Origin of the sequence: Rhizobium sp. C104 (assembly GCF_022354505.1) — a bacterium.
Taxonomy (GTDB): Bacteria; Pseudomonadota; Alphaproteobacteria; order Rhizobiales; family Rhizobiaceae; genus Rhizobium; species Rhizobium redzepovicii.
In genome coordinates this window covers 4,453,631-4,471,495 of the sequence record NZ_CP092348.1, presented here as the reverse complement: position 1 = coordinate 4,471,495, position 17,865 = coordinate 4,453,631, and the positions used below count along the sequence as shown (strand labels likewise).

General features: G+C 61.7%; 17 protein-coding genes and 1 pseudogene. 13 read left to right on the top strand and 5 right to left on the bottom strand.

All coding sequences use genetic code 11. The annotated features are described in order from the left end of the window. The first annotated feature begins 12 nt into the window (after window positions 1-12). The 4 genes from MF410_RS23040 (at window position 13) to MF410_RS23025 (ending at window position 3,213) form a co-directional block, all read left to right on the top strand. A complete protein-coding gene (locus tag MF410_RS23040; RefSeq protein WP_097629240.1) occupies window positions 13-720 on the top strand; it encodes a hypothetical protein in 708 nt (235 codons plus the stop codon). A gap of 118 nt (window positions 721-838) precedes the next feature. Continuing rightward, window positions 839-1,426, top strand: a complete 588-nt coding sequence (locus MF410_RS23035) for a 5-formyltetrahydrofolate cyclo-ligase (protein ID WP_097629239.1) — start codon at window positions 839-841, stop codon at window positions 1,424-1,426. 3 nt (window positions 1,427-1,429) lie between these two features. Next, window positions 1,430-2,254, top strand: coding sequence for a TIGR00282 family metallophosphoesterase (locus MF410_RS23030; protein WP_097629238.1), 825 nt, complete (start codon window positions 1,430-1,432; stop codon window positions 2,252-2,254). A gap of 113 nt (window positions 2,255-2,367) precedes the next feature. After that, window positions 2,368-3,213 (top strand): MBL fold metallo-hydrolase, encoded by an 846-nt coding sequence (locus tag MF410_RS23025; RefSeq protein ID WP_097629237.1) that lies wholly within the window; start codon window positions 2,368-2,370, stop codon window positions 3,211-3,213. A 34-nt stretch (window positions 3,214-3,247) separates the two neighbouring features. Here MF410_RS23025 and MF410_RS23020 read toward each other — a convergent pair whose 3' ends face one another. Next, window positions 3,248-3,751 carry a pyridoxamine 5'-phosphate oxidase family protein gene (locus MF410_RS23020; RefSeq protein ID WP_012558848.1) on the bottom strand — a complete coding sequence of 168 codons (504 nt, stop codon included), beginning with the start codon at window positions 3,749-3,751 and terminating at the stop codon, window positions 3,248-3,250. A gap of 139 nt (window positions 3,752-3,890) precedes the next feature. Here MF410_RS23020 and MF410_RS23015 point away from each other — a divergent pair, with 139 nt between their 5' ends. Beyond that, window positions 3,891-4,637, top strand: coding sequence for a YebC/PmpR family DNA-binding transcriptional regulator (locus MF410_RS23015; protein WP_003590326.1), 747 nt, complete (start codon window positions 3,891-3,893; stop codon window positions 4,635-4,637). A gap of 75 nt (window positions 4,638-4,712) precedes the next feature. On the opposite strand, the pseudogene MF410_RS23010 reads toward MF410_RS23015, so the two are convergent. Together MF410_RS23010 and MF410_RS23005 are read right to left on the bottom strand one after the other, a co-directional pair. Next, a pseudogene (locus tag MF410_RS23010) lies at window positions 4,713-5,713 on the bottom strand (LLM class flavin-dependent oxidoreductase). Window positions 5,714-5,857: 144 nt separating this feature from the next. Further along, window positions 5,858-8,173, bottom strand: a complete 2,316-nt coding sequence (locus MF410_RS23005) for a methyl-accepting chemotaxis protein (RefSeq protein ID WP_097629235.1) — start codon at window positions 8,171-8,173, stop codon at window positions 5,858-5,860. Window positions 8,174-8,410: 237 nt separating this feature from the next. Between MF410_RS23005 and ruvC the strand changes: the two genes are divergently transcribed. The 8 genes from ruvC to MF410_RS22965 all read left to right on the top strand — a co-directional run bounded on the left by ruvC (window position 8,411) and on the right by MF410_RS22965 (window position 13,419). Beyond that, window positions 8,411-8,920 carry a crossover junction endodeoxyribonuclease RuvC gene (gene ruvC / locus MF410_RS23000; RefSeq protein ID WP_003590322.1) on the top strand — a complete coding sequence of 170 codons (510 nt, stop codon included), beginning with the start codon at window positions 8,411-8,413 and terminating at the stop codon, window positions 8,918-8,920. A gap of 57 nt (window positions 8,921-8,977) precedes the next feature. Then, a complete protein-coding gene (locus MF410_RS22995; RefSeq protein WP_097629234.1) occupies window positions 8,978-9,229 on the top strand; it encodes an AbrB/MazE/SpoVT family DNA-binding domain-containing protein in 252 nt (83 codons plus the stop codon). After that, on the top strand, window positions 9,229-9,642 hold the full coding sequence (locus MF410_RS22990) for a type II toxin-antitoxin system VapC family toxin (RefSeq protein WP_097629233.1): 414 nt from the start codon (window positions 9,229-9,231) through the stop codon (window positions 9,640-9,642). The genes MF410_RS22995 and MF410_RS22990 overlap by 1 nt, the downstream gene beginning before the upstream one ends. A gap of 13 nt (window positions 9,643-9,655) precedes the next feature. Beyond that, on the top strand, window positions 9,656-10,270 hold the full coding sequence (ruvA, locus tag MF410_RS22985; RefSeq protein ID WP_097629232.1) for a Holliday junction branch migration protein RuvA: 615 nt from the start codon (window positions 9,656-9,658) through the stop codon (window positions 10,268-10,270). A gap of 82 nt (window positions 10,271-10,352) precedes the next feature. Continuing rightward, window positions 10,353-11,393, top strand: a complete 1,041-nt coding sequence (gene ruvB, locus MF410_RS22980; protein ID WP_064840622.1) for a Holliday junction branch migration DNA helicase RuvB — start codon at window positions 10,353-10,355, stop codon at window positions 11,391-11,393. Beyond that, on the top strand, window positions 11,394-12,296 hold the full coding sequence (locus tag MF410_RS22975) for a metallophosphoesterase (protein WP_097629231.1): 903 nt from the start codon (window positions 11,394-11,396) through the stop codon (window positions 12,294-12,296). A 6-nt stretch (window positions 12,297-12,302) separates the two neighbouring features. Continuing rightward, window positions 12,303-12,815: an NUDIX hydrolase gene (locus tag MF410_RS22970; protein ID WP_097629230.1), complete on the top strand. Its 513-nt coding sequence runs from the start codon at window positions 12,303-12,305 to the stop codon at window positions 12,813-12,815. A 40-nt stretch (window positions 12,816-12,855) separates the two neighbouring features. Next, on the top strand, window positions 12,856-13,419 hold the full coding sequence (locus tag MF410_RS22965) for a DinB family protein (protein WP_097629229.1): 564 nt from the start codon (window positions 12,856-12,858) through the stop codon (window positions 13,417-13,419). Between the two features lie 349 nt (window positions 13,420-13,768). Here the strand turns inward: MF410_RS22965 and MF410_RS22960 are convergent, their stop codons facing one another. After that, the gene (locus MF410_RS22960; RefSeq protein ID WP_097629228.1) at window positions 13,769-15,151 is read right to left on the bottom strand and encodes an AcvB/VirJ family lysyl-phosphatidylglycerol hydrolase; all 1,383 of its coding nucleotides are present in this window, start codon (window positions 15,149-15,151) and stop codon (window positions 13,769-13,771) included. Continuing rightward, window positions 15,148-17,751 carry a bifunctional lysylphosphatidylglycerol flippase/synthetase MprF gene (gene mprF / locus MF410_RS22955; protein ID WP_097629227.1) on the bottom strand — a complete coding sequence of 868 codons (2,604 nt, stop codon included), beginning with the start codon at window positions 17,749-17,751 and terminating at the stop codon, window positions 15,148-15,150. Before mprF ends, MF410_RS22960 begins: the two co-directional genes overlap by 4 nt. Window positions 17,752-17,865: the final 114 nt, after the last annotated feature.

Genomic DNA, 17,865 nt, shown 5'->3' with positions numbered 1-17,865 from the left:
CGGGAATTGTCCATGCAGGTCGCAACCACCTCTGCCTCCAACATCTTGCGCGGCACGTCTTCAGCAACGGTCATCTCTGCTGCCGGAGACGAGAGCGATCAGAGTGTGCTGAAACTACAACGTAGCACCCAGACGCTGCAGCAGATGCGGCAGACTCTGGCGAATTCCGGGGACGAAGCCAAGACGAAGGCAGAACGCAAGCTCGAAGAGGCGAAGCAGCAATTGGAAATGCTGCGCAGCTCCAACATGCCGCCCGAGGTGGTCGCCCGTCTGGCCGCTGAACTCGCGCGCAAGCTCGGCACCGTCGCCTCCGAATTCGCATCGACCGTCGCGACTGGCAGCCCGGCAGCAGTCGCTTCAATGGATACAACCACGGATACAACGGCCGCCGCGACGAGTGGGATCGAGGCTGCGCCGGCGGATGCCTCAGAAAAAACCGCGGACGAAGAGACCGGCTCGCAAGAGCCGGACGACGCCGCCAACGCCCGCAAGGCCTATCAGAGTGTTGCCGAGGACACCCCACAATTCTCGGGCATCTCGGCCGATGATCGAGAAACCATGGAGGATTTCAAGGCGGTCGTGCGCGAACTCAAGCAGTTGCTCGAAAACGCAATGCACGATCTGCGGCAGCAGAACCGGCAGGCCGGGGCGAACGCCGTTCCTGACATGGCAGCCTTCTCCATCGCCACCACGACAATACCGACAAGCATCGTCGTCTGACCTTCGGCCGCATCCCGCGACAGGGCGTGAAACGGGCGCAGTGCTGTCGCATCCGGCATTTGCATCGGACACCCAGCCGTCTATGCTCGCTCGACCTTTTCCATATCCGGCGGATGGAATGACCGTGAAAGACCTGAAAGCGCAGCTGCGCAACGAACGACTGTCGGCACGCGACGCCATGTCTCCTGAGAACCGCGCCTCCAAAAGCCTTGCGATGGCCGATCATGCCGGCGAGGCGGTTGGCTTTGCGCTGGGCACAATTGTCTCCGGCTTCCTGCCGATCCGTTCGGAAGCAGATCTCAGGCCGCTGATGGCGCGCTTTGCCGTGCGCGGTGCGCGGCTCTGCGTGCCGGCGATCCTCGACCGGCAGACCATCGTCTTTCGCGAGCTCGCGGAGGACGCCCCGCTTGTCGATACCGGTTTCGGCACGGTCGGCCCTTCGGCGGATGCCGCTATTCTCGATCCGGAAATCATGCTGGTGCCGCTTTCAGCTTTCGATGACCGCGGCCACCGCATCGGCTACGGCGCCGGCCATTATGACCGCGCCATCAGCCGGCTGAGGCAAAAAGGCCTGCATCCGAAGCTGATCGGCATTGCATTCGACTGCCAGGAAGTGGCACATGTGCCCGACGAGCCGCATGACATAAGCCTGGATGCCATCCTGACAGAAAGCGGCCTTCGCTTTTTTGCCTCTTGGATTGGATAGGGAATGCGGCTGCTTTTTCTGGGTGACATGGTCGGCAAGACGGGACGCTCGGCGGTCTGGGACCGCCTTCCCGGCCTGATCTCCGACCTCAAACTCGATTTCGTCATCGTCAACGGCGAGAATGCCGCCGGCGGGTTCGGCATCACCGAGGACATCTTTCTGGAAACGATCAATGCCGGCGCCGATGTGGTGACGACGGGCAATCACGTCTGGGACCAGAAGGAAGCCGTGGCTTTTGCTGGGCGCCACGATCAATTCCTGCGGCCGGCCAACTATCCGCAAGGCACGCCCGGTCGCGGCTCCGGGCTGTTCTATGCCAGGAACGGCGCGCGCGTGCTCGTCGCCAATGTCATGGGCCGGGTCTTCATGCATCCGGAACTCGACGATCCGTTCAAATCGGCGGAAGTGATCCTCGACGCCTGCCCGCTGAAGGAGCAGGCCGATGCGATCATCTTCGATTTTCATGCGGAAGCGACCAGCGAGAAGCAGTGCTTCGGACATTTCGTTGATGGCCGCGCCAGTTTCGTCGTCGGCACCCACACGCATGTGCCGACGGCCGACGCGCAGATCCTGAACGGCGGCACCGCCTATATGTCGGATGCCGGCATGTGCGGCGACTACGACTCCTCCCTCGGCATGGACAAGGAAGAGCCGCTCAACCGCTTCATCTCCAAGATGCCGAAGGGCCGCATGGAAGCCGCCAGCGGGCCGGCGACGATCTGCGGCGTCGGCGTGGAGATTTCCGACAGCACGGGCTTGGCCGAAAAGATCGCGCCGCTCAGGCTCGGACCGCGGCTGGCCGAGACAGTGCCGGAGTTCTGGCGCTAGCCTCTACCCACCGCCAACACGCAATCGTGAGCATCCCTCGTCTGGACCGCTGCGACCTCATGCCGCATCCTCCCGCCGCTACTTTCAAAGTGGTAGAGCGCCGGAGGGCCGGTATGAAGCCGCAATATCTCGTCCTCGCTATCGCGTGCCTTACGGCCTTCGCTGCGGCAGATCCTGCCGGAGCGCAGGAACAGCGAACACCCGTCAGCCACTGCCAGGCAATCGCTAAGAATATCCCCAAGGTCACCTTCGCCAGCTTTTCCGGCGCCGCGCCGCTGACGCCTGCCGTCTCCGAGGGAGAAGAGGTCAAATTCACCTTCCTCGGCCATTCCACCTTCGAGATCGACACCCCTGGCGGCATCGTCATCGCGACAGACTATAATGGCTGGTACAGGCCGGCGACGATGCCGGATGTCGTGACCATGAACAAGGCGCACACGACCCACTTCACCTTGGCGCCCGATCCAGGCATCAAACATGTACTGCATGGCTGGAGCGATATTCCGGGCGAGAAGGCCAACATCAATCTCGTCGTGGGCGATGCCTATATCCGCAATGTCCCCACGGATATCCGCTTCAGCTACGGCCTCGGCGGAGCGCATGAGAATGGCAATTCGATCTTCATTTTCGAGATCGCAGGTCTGTGCATCGGCCATCTCGGCCACCTGCACTACGAACTGACAGATGTCCAATATACGGAGATCGGCCGCCTCGACGTCGTCATGGTTCCTGTCGATGGCGGTCTGACCATGGGCGCCGACAGCATGAGCCGCGTCATCAAGCGGCTGCGCTCTTCACTTATCCTGCCGATGCACCGGCGCGGCCCGCCGGTCGAAGCATTCGTCTCGATGTTCGGCAAGGATTTCGACGTCGCCTATGCCCCTGACGACAGCGTCACCGTCTCCATGCGGACGCTACCGAAAAGCCCGCTGATCTATGTGCTGAAGGGTGTGCAGTAAAAAGCCCGGCGGTTTGCTTCCGGGCTTCGGCGCGTTAGGCGAATTGCAGGTGACGCTTGATGCCGACATCAGGCACCTTGTCGTCATCGAGATTGGCCTTGGCAATCTCCCAACCGAATTTCAGCTTGTTGCCCGTCGAGACCCATATCTCGGCATCGTCGACATGCAAAGCAAGCATGGTGAGCTTCGGATCCTTCTTGCCACCATCATACCAGGCAGCGACGATCGAACTCCAATATTCCTCAATCTTGGCAGGGTCGGGACGCACATCGATCACACCGGCAAGGCAGGCGTGATAATCGTGATCCTTGCCGATGACGCAGAAATGCGCGCGGCTGCCGGGCTTGATGGCGCGGACGATATCGGCATCGGTCTTGGTGTAGAACCAAATCGTATTGGTGGTGGGATCGGCATGCGGCGCCATCGGCTGCATGTGCATGTCGAGCCCGGAAATTCCGAGCATGCCGGCATGAACATCGTTGACCTGATCCCAGAGCTGACGTGCTGGCTGTTCCTGCGCATCGCTGAGACTTGCCATGACCGTTCCTTTCCGTTGGATGGAGTTCTTGAAACGTCATCCCCTCACCTTTGTTCCAAACTGCTTTTTCCTTGAAAGGGCGCGGTTTCGCTCTTATAAGGCGGCCCATTCCGAACAATGAGACGTGAACAGGGGTGCCATGGCTGGCCATTCACAGTTTAAAAACATCATGCACCGCAAGGGCCGTCAGGATGCCGTGCGGTCGAAAATGTTCTCCAAGCTTGCGCGCGAAATCACCGTAGCCGCCAAGGCCGGCCTGCCCGACCCGATGATGAACGCCCGTCTTCGCCTGGCGATCCAGAACGCCAAGGCCCAGTCCATGCCGAAGGACAACATCGACCGCGCCATCAAGAAGGCAGCTGGCGCCGACGGCGAAAACTATGACGAAGTCCGCTATGAGGGTTACGGCCCCGGCGGCACGGCGATCATCGTCGAGGCCCTGACCGACAATCGCAACCGCACCGCTTCCAACGTCCGCTCGATCTTCACCAAGGCCGGCGGCGCTCTTGGCGAAACCGGTTCCGTTTCCTTCTCCTTCGACCATGTCGGCGAAATCACCTACAAGCTTTCCGTCGGCGACGCCGACAAGGTGATGGAAGCCGCGATCGAAGCCGGCGCCGATGATGTCGAGACCGACGAAGAGGGCCACTACATCACCTGCGCCTTCGAAGCCCTTGGTGAGGTCTCGAAAGCGCTGGAATCCGGCCTCGGCGAAGCTGAAACCGTCAAGGCAGTCTGGCGCGCTCAGAACAATGTGCCGGTGGACGAAGAAAAGGCCCAGTCGCTGATGAAGCTCATCGACAGCCTGGAAGACGATGACGACGTGCAGAACGTCTATTCCAACTTCGAGGTCTCGGAAGAAGTGCTGGCCAAGCTCTCCGCCTGATTCTCTTAAAACGATCTTGTATGGAAAACCCGGCGGTGACGCCGGGTTTTTTGTGCCAAGGCGCTCGTTGCGAACCTATGCGGCCACCCGCATGAAGTTGCCGAGGCCCGCGAACAGTTCCACCGATCTCAGCCGCGTCTCGATATCATGGATCGGCATGGAGATGATCACCTCGTCGGCCTGTGTTTCCTTGAGAAACGTCGTCAGTTTCGCCTCCGCCGTCGTCGGCGAGCCGACCACGGCACAACGCAGGGTGTGTTCGACATTCATCTTCTCCATCGGCGACCAGAAGCCCTCCATATCGGCCAGCGGACGCGGGAACGGGCCGCGGACATTGCGGCGCAAGTTGACGAATTGCTGCTCGGCGGAGGTGAAATGATAGCGCGCCTCCTCATCCGTCGCCGCCACCGAGCCCATGACGCCGACCATCACATAGGGCTTGTCGAGCGTCGCCGAAGGCTGGAAGCGGTCGCGGTAGATCGCGATCGCGTCGAGCAGCATGTCGGGCGCGAAATGCGAGGCGAAGGCATAGGGGAGCCCAAGCATCGCGGCAAGCTGGGCGCTGTAGAGGCTGGAGCCGAGCAGCCAGATCGGGATATGCGATGAATTCCCGGGAACCGCGAGGATCGCCTGGTTCTCGACCGGCGTGCCGAGCAGTTGCTGCAGTTCCACCACATCGTTCGGAAAGCTGTTGGCGGCGGCCTCGAGGTTGCGACGCAGCGCCTGCGCCGTGCGCATATCCGTTCCCGGCGCGCGCCCGAGGCCGAGATCGACGCGGCCGGGAAGAGCGCCTCAAGCGTGCCGAACTGCTCGGCGATGACGAGCGGCGAATGATTGGGCAGCATGATGCCGCCAGAACCGATGCGAATGCGCTTGGTGGCGGCGCCGACATGGCCGATGACGACTGATGTGGCCGCACTGGCGATCCCCGGCATGCCGTGATGTTCGGCGAGCCAGAAGCGCTTGTAACCGAATTCCTCGGCCTTGCGAGCCATCCGCGCCGAACTCTCGAGCGACTGGCTAACGGTGCTGCCGTCGGCAACGGGGGAAAGGTCGAGTATGGAGAAGGGAACCATGGGAAACCTGCCGGCCAGTTGAAGGATGCAGCCTATGTAGGTTCGCGCCCGCACCATTCCAAACCGTGCGTGCAAAGAAAAAGGGCCGCGCCAGCGCGACCCTTTTGCCATACCGTCAGATAGTGGTTACCGGTCAGATAGTGGTTACCGGTGACGCCGCAGCACGTGCACCTCGGCGCTGGACTGGTGGTGGCCAGACGGCAGCGTGAAATTGCCGAGCTGGCGGTCCATTTCCAGGGCTTCCGTCGCCAGCCTGTGGATCGCCGCCGTCGTTTCCTCGACCATCGAGGCATTCTGCTGCGTCATCGCGTCGAGTTCGGCCACAGCGCTGTTGATCTCCCGCAGCGTATCGGCCTCCTCGCGGGTCGCACCCATGATGTCGTGGATCTGCCCGTTGATCGCCTCGACATGGGCGCCGATTCCGGTCAGCGCCACTCCAGCCCTTTCCACAAGCGCCACACCGCTTTCGACCTCATGCGTCGATTTCTGCAGCAGGCTGGAGATCTCCTTGGCCGCGCTCGACGAGCGCTGGGCGAGTTCGCGCACTTCCATGGCGACGACAGCGAAGCCCTTGCCCGATTCACCGGCGCGCGCTGCCTCGACGCCGGCATTGAGCGCCAGGAGGTTGGTCTGGAAGGCGATGTCGTCGATCACCGAGATGATCGTGTTGATCTGGCGCGAGGAGGCCTGGATCGCCTCCATCGCCGCAATCGTCTCGCGCATGATCTGGCCGGAGCCGGTCGTCTCCTTCTTGGCGTCGCGGGCGATGCGCTCGGCCTGTTCGGCCCGCTCGATCTGCCGCCGGACGGACTGGGTGATGGCGCTGATCGCATTCGCCGTCTCGGTGATCGAGCCGGCCTGGCGCTCGGTGCGCCCCGCGAGCTCGTCGGCGCCGGTGCGCATTTCCTCGGAGCCGGCGCGCACCGCCATCGAATTTCCACCGATGGCCGTCATGGTTTCGCTGAGCGTCGCGAGCGCCTCGTTGAAATTGATGCGCAGGCTTTCGAGCTCGTTCGGGAAGCGCGTATCGATCTGATAGGCAAGATCGCCGCTGGCCAGATGATGCAGGCCTTCGTCGATCGCTTCGACCACCTGCTGCAGCGTCTTTGCCTCGGCCTCGCGCTCGGCCAGATTCTGCTGGCGATCCTGCTCGGCCTGCAGGCGCGTCTCTTCGCTGGCGGCTTCCAGTTCGCGGCTTTCGATCAGCGACTGCCGGAAGCGGGCGAGCGCATTCGCCATCGTGCCGATCTCGTCCTTGCGGTTCAGGCTGCCGATCTCGCTGTCGAGCTTGCCGTCGGCGACGTCGCGGGTCACACCGGCAAGCCGCGCAAGCGGCGAGAACAGGAAATTGGTGACCAGCCCGGTGGCGACTGCCATGACGACGAGCACGCCGATGCCGATCATGGTTAGCAAAGTGGCGATCTCGATCGAACCGGCATTGAGCTCACTGAGCAGCACGCTCTCGACGACAAGGAAACGGTCGCCGCGATAGTCAATACCGCGGACATAGGCGCGGGCCGCCCCATCCGCTCGGCTGAAATCGGCAACCGTCATCGCCGAACTGGCAAGCGCGTCCTTGATGAAAGTGAAGGGTGTCGCGTCGAGCGTCGCAAGCCTGCCGTTCGCGTCGAGCCCGATGGCCGACCCATCGCCGGAAACTATCGCCGCCCGCGCCGTGCTGCCCTGGACGATGCCTTTGGCAAGGATGCCGGTGACGATGTCGTCGCGCACCTTGAACAGGATGATGCCCTTGGCCGCCCCGAGCTTGACGATCGGCACGGCATAGAAGATCGCCGAATTGCCGCTGGCGGCATCGACGCGAAGGCCGGAAAAACCTGTCGGTGCGGCGTCATCGGTCGCTTTGGCGGTATTCTCGATTGCCTTGGCGAAAGCGATACCGGCGCCGGTTGGCTTCCACGCGTCCGTCTTCAGATTCTCGGCGAAGTCGTCTTGCTTCTTGTAGGAATAGAGGACGGTGCCGTCGAGATCGGCGATCAGCAGATCGCTGAAGGCGGTATCTGCGAGGTCGCGGGCGACTTCGCCCTGCGTCTTCTCGTGGTTCGAATAATAAAAGCCGCTCGGCCCTTCCGGCTTCATCAGTTTCTCGCGCTGATCCGCCGGGTTGGGATTGCTGGAGATGAAAATCTTCTTCAACTCGGCGCGGGCATCGCCGGAGGTCTTCTCGATCGTCTTCCAACCGCTTTTCAGGCTGGTGATCGACATCTGCAGCGCTTCGATGCGCGCAATCGACGTTGCCTGGTTTTCAAGCTGCGTCAGTTGATCCTGCAGCATGTCACCGCGAAAGATCAGCACGCTCTCCTTGGCTTTCAGCGCCTGCTCGTCGGAGATCCGGCTGCTGGCGAAATAGGCAAGCACGTCGATTACTGCGATCGACAGCACCGTCAGCAGAATGAATGTGGCGATGACCTTGAAGGACAGGGATTGAAATCTCTGTGCCATGTACGACGAACCCCTCTGAACACGCCTGCCGGCGTTGGCACGCAGCGCATGCCTGATCGACCGATCTTTTAAACAGAACATCGGGGCTCCTTGCGACACGAGACCCCCTTCGTATTTGACACTAGAATTCAAGCATCTGTTTTAATTCGCGGTAAATGGACCGGCTTAAAACCGAGAATGTTTTTGTTTTGTTCACATATCGGTGGCAGTTATTTCGTAGTCGCTATAGGTTGAAGCATGCAAAATACGATTCGCATCGTCGGCATCGATCCCGGCCTTCGCCGCACCGGCTGGGGAATCATCGACACACTTGGCAATTCCCTGCGCTTTGTCGCCTCCGGAACCGTGACATCCGACGGTGACATGGACCTTGCCTCTCGCCTCTGCCAGCTGCATGACGGCTTGGCGGAGGTCGTCCACACTTACAAGCCGGATGAAGCCGCCGTCGAACAGACCTTCGTCAACAAGGATGCGGTGGCGACCCTGAAGCTTGGCCAGGCCCGCGGCATTGCCATGCTGGTGCCGGCCCGCGCCGGTCTGCGGGTCTCCGAATATGCTCCGAACGCCGTGAAGAAGGCCGTCATCGGCGTCGGCCACGGCGAAAAGCACCAGATCCACATGATGTTGAAGATCCTGATGCCGAAGGTCGAATTCAAAGGCGATGACGCTGCCGACGCCCTGGCGATCGCCATTTGCCATGCCCACAATCGCGGCAGCAACCGGATGCGGGAAGCGCTGGCCGGCTAATCTGTTCTTGACTTGTTCCAACAGTAAGGATAATTCTTACTTCGAAGGAGCAGCAAGATGCGCGTGACGTCCAAAGGCCAGGTCACCATTCCTCGCGATCTTAGAGAGCTTGCGGGCATCAAGGCCAACAGCGAGGTCATCTTCTCGATCGAGAACGGCAAGCTCGTTCTCTCGCCGAAGAACGGCAAGCAGGAGATCGAGGATCGGGGCCGGCTGGACCGTTTCCTGCAGACGATCCGTCGGCTCGAGGGAACTGGCGATCAGGCGATTGATGCCGAAGACCTCATGTCGATGACCCGTGATCGCTGATGGCGACGCTTGTCGATACAAACATACTCGTCGACCTGGCTGTGGCCGGTTCGGACTGGCACGGTTGGTCGCGTCGGAAAATGCTCGACGTCTTTAAAGATGGACCGGTCCTCATAAATCCGATCATCTATTCCGAGTTTTGCGTTCGCTACGACGATATGGATGAAGTCGACCAACTGCTTCCGCAGGATGAATTTCGCCGCGAGAACCTGCCTTGGCCGGCTGCCTTCGCCGCGGCGCAAGTCTTCCGGCTTTACCGTCACGCCGGCGGCGGACGCGAACAGATATTGCCTAACTTCTTCATCGGCGCCCATGCGGCGATAAGGGGCTACAAGATTTTGACCCGCGACCCCAGCGGATACCGATCTTATTTTCCCTCCGTTGAACTTATCACGCCCGAAACCCACCCTTGAGAGACCGCGCCCTATGATCGGCAAGCTGAAAGGCACAATAGACGAGATCGGCGAAGACTATGTGCTCGTCGATGTGCACGGCGTTTGCTACGTCGCCCATTGCTCGGCCCGCACCCTGTCCAAGCTTGGCTCGGCCGGTGAGGCCTGCGTACTGTTCATCGAAACCTATGTGCGCGAGGACCAGTTGAAGCTGTTCGGCTTCATGACCGCCTTGGAGCGGGAATGGTTCAATCTGCTCCAGAGCGTCCAGGGCGTCGGCGCCAAGGTGGCGCTCGCGGTGCTCTCGACGCTGACGCCGGGCGAACTCGCCAATGCGATCGCCCTGCAGGACCGCGCCGCCGTCTCCCGCGCGCCGGGCGTCGGCCCGAAAGTGGCCATGCGTCTCGTCACCGAACTCAAGAACCGGGCGCCGGCCTTTGCCGGAGAAGCGATCAACATCGCCCTCAAGCAGGAGCTCGGCGAAGGTGTCGCGGCCGCACCCGTTGCCGACGCGGTTTCCGCCCTGACCAACCTCGGCTACAGCAGAGACCAGGCGGCAAATGCGGTTGCCGCGGCGATGAAGACGGCCGGCGAAAACGCCGATAGCGCCAAGCTGATCAGGTTGGGCTTGAAAGAACTGGCGCGGTGAAGCCAGGAAAACCGATGATAGGATGTCGAGGCGGCCGATTTTTGGTGTATTGCTGTGACAGGTTTCAAAACGGAATGAGAGCATGAGCGAACCCGCCCGCCTGATATCGCCGGAAAAGCGGGGCGAAGATCTCGACATCACCCTGCGCCCGCAATCGCTGGACGAATTCACCGGCCAGGCCGAAGCCCGCGCCAATCTCAAGGTCTTCATCGAGGCGGCGAAGAACCGCGGCGAGGCACTGGACCATGTGCTCTTCGTCGGTCCGCCCGGCCTCGGCAAGACGACGTTGGCGCAGATCATGGCGAAGGAACTCGGCGTCAATTTCCGCTCGACGTCAGGCCCTGTGATTGCCAAGGCCGGCGATCTCGCCGCCCTCCTCACCAATCTCGAGGAGCGAGACGTGCTCTTCATCGACGAGATCCATCGCCTCAACCCGGCCGTCGAGGAAATCCTCTATCCCGCCATGGAAGATTTCCAGCTCGACCTGATAATCGGCGAAGGCCCTGCCGCCCGCTCGGTAAAAATCGATCTCTCGAAATTCACCCTGGTGGCGGCTACCACCCGTCTCGGTCTGTTGACGACGCCGCTGCGTGACCGCTTCGGCATCCCGGTGCGCCTGAGCTTCTACACCGTCGAGGAGTTGGAACTGATCGTGCGCCGCGGCGCGCGGCTGATGAACCTGCCGATGACCGAAGAGGGCGCTCGCGAAATAGCAAGACGCGCCCGCGGCACGCCGCGCATCGCGGGTCGGCTGCTGCGGCGCGTGCGCGACTTCGCCGAGGTGGCAAGGGCCGAGGCGGTGACGCGTGAGATCGCCGACGAGGCACTGACTCGCTTGCTCGTCGACAATGTCGGCTTCGACCAGCTCGACAAACGTTACCTCAACATGATCGCCGTCAATTTCGGCGGCGGCCCGGTCGGCATCGAGACCATCGCCGCCGGCCTTTCCGAGCCGCGCGACGCGATCGAGGACATCATCGAGCCTTACATGATCCAGCAGGGTTTCATTCAGCGTACACCGCGCGGCCGTGTTCTGACCGCAATCGCGTGGAAACATCTCGGAATGCAACCGCCCAAGGAAATGGAGGCTGCGCAGTTCCGGCTGTTCCAGGAGGACAACTGAGTGATTACCCGCCGCGGATTTTTCAAGGTTCTTGGCGGCGGCATTGCAGGCGTCATGTCGCTTGGTGGGTACGCCTTCGCTTATGAACCGCTGGCGCGGCTCGGCATTGCCCGTTACCGGTTGACGCCGCCGGGGTGGACACCAGGGCTGAAGCTCCGCGTCGTCGCGCTCGCCGATATCCATGCCTGCGAACCCTGGATGTCGGCAAGCCGCATTGCCGCGATCTGCCACAGGGCCAACGAGCTCGAAGGCGACGTCACCCTCCTTCTCGGCGATTACGCCGCCGGCATGAATATGGTGACGCAATATGTGCATTCGAGCCAATGGTCGAAGGCGCTCGCCACCCTGCAGGCCCCCCTCGGCGTCCATGCGATCATGGGCAACCACGACTGGTGGGAGGACAGGACCGCCCAGAAGAACGGCGGAATGGAGACATTCGGGCACCGGGCGCTTGGCGATGTCGGTATCCCTGTCTACGGCAACCGCGCCGTCCGGCTCGAAAAGGATGGCCGCGGCTTCTGGCTCGCAGGCCTCGAAGATCAGCTGGCGCTATTGCCCGGAAGGAGATGGGGCCGCACGCATATGCTCGGCCTCGATGACCTCGAGGGAACGCTGACTCAAGTGACCGACGATGCCCCCGTCATCCTGCTCGCCCATGAGCCCGACATCTTTCCGCGCGTGCCCGAGCGGGTGTCCCTGACGCTGTCTGGCCACACCCATGGCGGCCAGATCCGCTTCCTCGGCCGTTCGCCGATGGTCCCCTCGCGTTACGGCAATCGCTATGCTTATGGCCATATTGTCGAGGAGGGCCGCAATATCATCGTCTCCGGCGGCCTCGGCTGCTCCATCGCACCGGTGCGCTTCGGCGTGCCGCCGGAAATCGTCGTGATCGATCTCGGATAGAATGACATGAGCAAGCGCACTCTCATCCGCCTGACGGCAGGCGCTGAGCGTTTCAATTACCGTATCGCCGGCCTCGGCTTTCGCGATGGCCACGTGCTCGTTCATCGCGCCGTGCATGAGCCTTTCTGGACCTTTCCGGGCGGCAGGGCGGAAATCGGCGAGACGTCGGAGGAAACGCTGAAACGGGAGATGGTGGAAGAACTCGGCCTCGAAGTCACCGTCTCCCGCCTGCTCTGGGTCGTCGAGAACTTTTTCCGCTATGAACAACGCGACTGGCACGAACTCGGCCTCTATTACCTGATGGACATCCCCCCGGAATTCCCCTTTCAGCCGGGTGAAATCATCCACCGCGTCGAAGACGGTGACAACCACCTCGAATTCAAATGGGTGCTTGCGACGCGCCAGGCCCTGACCGACCTCGACATCCCGCCCTATTTCATCGCCGATGAGATCGAGAATCTGCCTGTCGCCCCCCGTCATCTCGTCTGGCGGGACGGCAATCTCGATGAGAAAAACTGACGCAAGCCAGTCCGAAAGCACGCGAAGAGGAGATGCGCCGATGCCGACCTTCGATCCCATCAGGTCATTTCGCAAGCTCGCCTATAACAACGCCCTTGCCAACCACCGTCTGCTTCAGGCCTGCACGGCATTGAAGCCTGGTGAATTCGAAGCGCCGCGCACCAGCTTCTTCCCCTCGATCAAGGAAACCTTGAACCACATCATCACGGTCGACTGGTTCTATGTCGACGGCCTGGAAGGCGGCACGCTCGGCTACCAAGCCTTCGAGATGGACGAACCGTTCGATGATATTTCATCGCTGGCGCAAGCTCAGGCCAGGGTCGATCAGCGCCTGGTCGCACTTTGCGAGGCTCTAACGCCGGAAAGGCTAGTGTCGGCCGTCCGCCTCCATCGCGGCGACCGCATCCAGGAAGAGCGGATGGACGACGTCCTCGCCCATCTCTTCCAGCACCAGACGCATCATCGCGGCCAGGTGCATGCAATGCTCTCCGGCACCAGCGTGGCTCCGCCGCAGCTCGACGAATTCATTGTCGCCGGCGACGCGCGGTTCCGCGGTGAGGAACTCGCCGAGCTCGGATGGAGCGAAGAAATGCTGATGCGTTAGAGCCTTTCCTGGTCAGATTGAAGCATTCTGTTGGCTCAAACGGAGTCGGATGGTCGACCGGCCGGCGCGTCGTAGCAAAGCTCCACGGCCAAGCCGGCCGGTCGATCAGCCGGCCCGTTTCAGCCAGCCCTCCCGCAGATTTGCCAGGCAAATCTGCAAGACTTGGGAATCGCCGGACGCACTTATCGCTTCGCCACGGCGAATCGGTGCGGTCGGTGGGCCGGGCATCTCTCCGCCAGGATCAGAGGCGATCGGCTCGAGCGTACCAACGGGTATGCCCTTCGCCAATCGCCTCTGCCCTGACGAAAACCGGCTCCGGCAGAATGCTTCAATCTGACCAGGAAAGGTTCTAATTCCGCAGCCGCTTTTTCAGTCCGTCGATGATCGTCTTGGTGAGAAGATCGTAATTCTCGTCGAAGTGATGGTCGCCGGGCAGTTCGACCACCTCCGCGCCGCTATCTTTCACCGCCGGACAGGCGACATCGTCATCGTCGTCCTTGCCATAGATGCATTGCACAAGTTTCGGATCGATATTCTTCAGATCGGCGACGGGATCGCCTCCAGCCCCTTCCGTCTTCTGGCCAAGCCAGCCGAGAACGGAGATGACGTAGTCGACCTGGTGCGAGAGCGACAGCAGCGACAATTGCGCCACCGCCGACTTTTCGGCCGGCTTGAGGAGCTGATAGGTGGCAGGCACAACGTCCGCGCCGAAGGAATAACCGACGAGCAGCACATGCTTCACCTTCCACTGCTTCCGGTAGAAATCGATGATCTTCGAAAGATCGGTGGCCGTCTCCTCCGGCTTGCGCTCCGACCAGAAATAATGAAGCGAATCGACGCCGACGACCGGAATGCCTTCCTTCTGCAGCGTGCCGCCGACCTCCTTGTCGATGTCGCGCCAGCCGCCGTCGCCGGAATAGATCACCGCCATCGTATCGAGGGCAGGCGTCGCCTCCAGGATCGCCAGCGGCAGTCCGAGCGGATTGCCGAAGGCGCCGGAGGCGGTAACGAGATCGTCAAGCGTATCGGCAAGCACCGTCTGCGCGTCGTCGGTGGAATCGCGAATTTCGATTGCGGAATGGGTCTTCTTCAGTGCCTCGACATGCGCCCGGCCGTCCTTGTCGGCCTTGGGCGTGAAGACTGACACAACAGGATCCGGCAGAGGCCCCTCGCTGAGGCCATACACCGTGCGTTGGCCGACCACCTGCTTGGAAGCCGGCGTGCAAAGCTCCTTGGCAAGCGGAATGCCGGCGGCCGGATCGACGGCAAGCGTTTGGCCGATCGTCGCATCCGGCGTCTGCGCGGCGATCGCCAGCGCCAGGGCTCCGCCCTCGCCGATGCCGGCAACGATCGGCAAGTGATAGGCGTTGTTGCCGGTCGCACGCTGCACCTGCTGGCTCAGCGATTCGATATCCGAAACCATGTAGAGACAGCCGTCATTGAGGCCGACATCGTAGCGGTCAAGCGCCTGGATATAGGAGGGAAAATCGACGCCGATGACGACGGCGCCTTCAGCGACCAGCCTGTCGGCCTCCCCCTTCTCATAGTCGCCCCAGCCGGCGGCATCCGAGATCAGCATCACCGTGCCCTTCACCTCTCCTTCCGGCAGGAAGATGTGCGGCGACGGGATGAGCCCGGTTTCGAAGCTCTGCGTGGTCTCCTCGGCGGCATCAGCCGATGCGGCCGCGAGCATGCAGACGCATGCCGTGGCAAGTAGGATTGTCCTGATCATTTTCTCACTACCCCTTTCAATCCGCCCCCGATCAGAAATGTCGCGTCCATCAACGCGATCATCGGATTGCCCCCTCCGGAGACCGCAAGATAGCGCGGTTGCCAGTGCGGATGAAATTTTGATTTGAATGCCCGAAGGCCTTTGAAGTTGTAGAAGCGCTCGCCGTGTTCGAAAACGGTGCTGCCGATGCGGTCCCAGACGGGCGCCGCCTCGCGTTTCGACATGCCGGAGAGAGGCGCCATGCCGAGATTGAAGTGGGTGAAACCCTGGCCGCGCAGATATTCCATGATCTGCACGAAGAGAAAGTCCATCGAGCCCTTCGGCGCGTCCGGCGAAAAGCGCATGAGATCGATCGTGCCCTCCTGCCTGGATTCGGTGACGAGGATATTGGCGAAGGCGACTATCCTGCCGTCCTTTTTCAGAATGCCGACCGGCTGGGAACAGACGTAATTGGGATCGAAGGCGCCGAGCGAAAAACCCTTTTCCTTTGCGTTGTGATGCTCGAGCCAGGCCGTCGAAACGGCGGAGAGATCATCGATGACCGAGGGCACGTCCTCAGGTTCGACAACGGCAAATTCCAGCCCGTCGCGCTGGGCGCGGCTCGCCGTCTGGCGAAGGTTTGCCCATTTGCCCCCCTTCATCTCGAAGGTTCGAAGATCGGTCACGGCCAGTTCGCCGAGCTTGAAGGCGCGCAGGCCGGCATCGGCGCAATGGGAAAGCAGCGACGGCGAGATCTGATAGAACACGGCCCGGCAGCCGGCGGCGCGCGCTGCTTCGACGAAACGCCAGACAAGCTCCTGCCCGGCGCGATGTTCGCCGACCGGGTCGAATAGCGCGATCCAGGAACGGCCCTGCCGGCCGTACATGATGAAGGCGTCGCCCTTTTCCGAGAACATGATGCTCTTGTCGCCCATGCGCACCAGATTGGCGTCGGCATTGCCCTGCTTGCCGACGATCTCGACGGCACGCGCCAGCGCCTCCTCCGTCGCCGGTTCCGGCCGGAATGTCGCCGGCCGGAGCAGGCTGAAGATGGCGATCGCCGACGAGATGATGGTGATGCCGAGGACGGCGCGTAGGCCCCGCGGCGCTTCGGCGGTGAACTCGAACTGCCACCAGAGCTGGTTGCTGTATTCGACATCGCGATAGACGAAGAGCAGGATGACGACGGCGCCGACGACGATGACCGCGATCGCCATCAGCCAGGACGCCGTGAGCGCCTGGTTGAGCAGCGAGGCATGGCGGGTAAAGAGCCGCCGGCTGACGAAGAGCCCGAAGATGAGGAAGGCAAGAAAGGCGGCTTCGACGAGCGCGATCGCTTTCAAGAGCGACAAAGTCAGCGCCGCAAGGGCCGAAAATACCGCCACCCACCAGGCGCCGTCGAGTCGCTGGCCGAGGCCGCGCGCAGCAACGACGAGCGCGAGCCCGAGCAGGCTGGAAAGGAAATGCGCCCCTTCCACCATCGGCAGTGGCAGATAGTTGGAGAGGAATTCGAGGTTCTGGTCCGGTGTCGGCGTGACGCTCGAAAAGATCAGCATGACGCCGAGCAGCAGCGCAAGCGCCGATAGCAGCTGCGGCATCAGTCGTCCGCCGATGCGCCGGACGCTGGAGGCGGCCGGATGGTCGACGAAACGGCGCAGCTCCGTCGCCGAAACCGCAAGCACGGCGATCAGCAGCGGCAGCACATGATAGATCAGCCGGTAGAGCACTAGCGATCCGAGCACCGCATCAATGTTCACCGCGCTGCCGAGCGAGGCGATGATCACGGTTTCGAACACGCCGAGCCCGGCCGGAACGTGGCTGAGTACGCCGAGACCGACGGCGATCGCATAGACGGCCAGGAAGACCGGCCAGCCGATGGCCGTCTGCGGCAGCAGCACGTAAAGCACGGACGCCGAGGCGGCGATATCGAAGGCGGTGACGAGGAACTGCCGTGACCAGGTGCGCGAATCCGGCAGGCGGATTGCCACAGGGCCGAGATCGAGTACGTGGCCATCACGGCCGATGATCATCACTGCACTCAGAATGGCAACGATCGAGCCGGCGATCAACCGCAGCAGGAAGGGGCTGACACCGATTAGCGGGCCGATCTCGTCGGCGATGATGATGAGGGCGATCGCGCCGACTCCGGCAAGCCCGAGACCGAAGGAAAGCGTGACGAAGGCGATGATGCGGCCGATATCTTCGGGCGAAAGCCCGAGACGCGTATAGGCGCGGTAGCGGATCGCGCCACCCGAAAGCGCACCGAAGCCGGCGGTATTGCCAACCGCATAGGCACTGAACGCCGTCAGCGCCACATGCGGAAAGGGCAGCTTCTTGCCGATATATTCGATGGCGTTGAGATCGTAGAAAACCAGCGAGAGGAAGCTGAGTGCGGTGAAGAACAGGGCAAGCAGGATGGCGCTCGGCCTGGTCGCCGCCAGCGCATCGACGACATCGTCATAGCGCACTTCGTTGGTGAGCTGCATGATCGCGTAGCCGACGAGGCAGAAGACCACGAGTGTCGCCGCTGCCGTCAGCGGTGTCCTGTAACGTCTGAACAAACCACGAAAAGAAAATCCTTCCGCGTCTTCGATCTCTTTCAAATTGTCGTGACCCGACATCTCTTATCCTGCTGCAATTGCCAGCTCGGCGGGAATCATTTTGAAAGACGTAACATGAGAGGCATACAAGCTCTATGAAGACATGCCGCCGCAACCCCAGCCCGCCGCTCGGGC

Bases quoted from the DNA above. Each gene is read 5' to 3' on its own strand.
- MF410_RS23030 (WP_097629238.1), top strand. From the start codon at position 1,430: ATGCGGCTGCTTTTTCTGGGTGACATGGTCGGCAAGACGGGACGCTCG.
- MF410_RS23040 (WP_097629240.1), top strand. From the start codon at position 13: ATGCAGGTCGCAACCACCTCTGCCTCCAACATCTTGCGCGGCACGTCT.
- MF410_RS22970 (WP_097629230.1), top strand. From the start codon at position 12,303: ATGAGCAAGCGCACTCTCATCCGCCTGACGGCAGGCGCTGAGCGTTTC.
- MF410_RS23025 (WP_097629237.1), top strand. From the start codon at position 2,368: ATGAAGCCGCAATATCTCGTCCTCGCTATCGCGTGCCTTACGGCCTTC.
- MF410_RS22995 (WP_097629234.1), top strand. From the start codon at position 8,978: ATGCGCGTGACGTCCAAAGGCCAGGTCACCATTCCTCGCGATCTTAGA.
- MF410_RS23020 (WP_012558848.1), bottom strand. From the start codon at position 3,751: ATGGCAAGTCTCAGCGATGCGCAGGAACAGCCAGCACGTCAGCTCTGG.
- MF410_RS22990 (WP_097629233.1), top strand. From the start codon at position 9,229: ATGGCGACGCTTGTCGATACAAACATACTCGTCGACCTGGCTGTGGCC.
- mprF (WP_097629227.1), bottom strand. From the start codon at position 17,751: ATGTCGGGTCACGACAATTTGAAAGAGATCGAAGACGCGGAAGGATTT.
- MF410_RS22965 (WP_097629229.1), top strand. From the start codon at position 12,856: ATGCCGACCTTCGATCCCATCAGGTCATTTCGCAAGCTCGCCTATAAC.
- ruvC (WP_003590322.1), top strand. From the start codon at position 8,411: ATGCAAAATACGATTCGCATCGTCGGCATCGATCCCGGCCTTCGCCGC.
- ruvA (WP_097629232.1), top strand. From the start codon at position 9,656: ATGATCGGCAAGCTGAAAGGCACAATAGACGAGATCGGCGAAGACTAT.
- ruvB (WP_064840622.1), top strand. From the start codon at position 10,353: ATGAGCGAACCCGCCCGCCTGATATCGCCGGAAAAGCGGGGCGAAGAT.
- MF410_RS23035 (WP_097629239.1), top strand. From the start codon at position 839: ATGACCGTGAAAGACCTGAAAGCGCAGCTGCGCAACGAACGACTGTCG.
- MF410_RS23005 (WP_097629235.1), bottom strand. From the start codon at position 8,173: ATGGCACAGAGATTTCAATCCCTGTCCTTCAAGGTCATCGCCACATTC.
- MF410_RS23015 (WP_003590326.1), top strand. From the start codon at position 3,891: ATGGCTGGCCATTCACAGTTTAAAAACATCATGCACCGCAAGGGCCGT.
- MF410_RS22960 (WP_097629228.1), bottom strand. From the start codon at position 15,151: ATGATCAGGACAATCCTACTTGCCACGGCATGCGTCTGCATGCTCGCG.